The organism is Streptomyces sp. URMC 129, from assembly GCF_051386415.1.
Lineage (GTDB): Bacteria > Actinomycetota > Actinomycetes > Streptomycetales > Streptomycetaceae > Streptomyces.
This window is the reverse complement of record NZ_JBPQTQ010000294.1, coordinates 1-654: the sequence shown is the minus strand read 5'-3', so window position 1 is coordinate 654 and position 654 is coordinate 1. Positions and strand designations below refer to the sequence as shown.

At 75.4% G+C, this 654-nt stretch carries 1 protein-coding gene; it reads left to right on the top strand.

Translation table 11 applies throughout. The features are described from left to right. Nucleotides 1-79 precede the first annotated feature (79 nt). A partial coding sequence (locus tag ACSNOC_RS27845) for a beta-ketoacyl synthase N-terminal-like domain-containing protein (protein ID WP_436750347.1) occupies nucleotides 80-654 on the top strand: 575 nt, incomplete at its 3' end.

The window sequence follows — 654 nt, the reverse complement described above, 5'->3', positions numbered from 1 at the left end:
CCGCCCCCCCCCGATCCCCGCCCGTGCGCATCCCCCCACATCGATTGACGGTTATCTGATGGGTTGTTGGAGCAGCTACATGAGCGAACACGCGATCGCCGTCGTCGGCTCGGCCCACGGCCGTCCCGAAGCCGCGGGCTTCGACGCCGAGTTCTTCGGACTCCCGGCGGACGGCACCGTTCCCCCCGATCCCCGTCAGGACCTGCTGCTCGAACTGCTGTGGCAGGCCATGGAGGACGCCGGATTCGTGCCCGCCGCCTCTCCGGCCGTGCGCGTCGGCGTCCACCTCGACGGGCTCGACCCCGCCCGGCTCGCCGCCGTTCTCGCCCTGCTCCCGCCCGGCTCCACCGCCGACGCCGGGCACCCGTCCCGCCGCGCCGCCCTCGATGCCGCCTGCCGCGCCCTGCGGGACGGCGAGACAGCGCTCGCGCTCGTCGGAGGCACCCCCGACGCCTCCGGCGCCTCCGACCCCCCGGGCGGGAGGAAGGGCGTCGGCGTGGTCGTGCTGAAGCCGCTGCCCCGGGCCCTCGCGGACGGGGACGCGGTGCGGCACGTGCTGGCACCTGGTCAACTCGACGATGAGGCAGAGGTGTTCGGAGCTGCGTCGAAGCCCGGTCCCGGTGCGGGCTCGGGGGAGGCCGGGGTTCCCGGGGC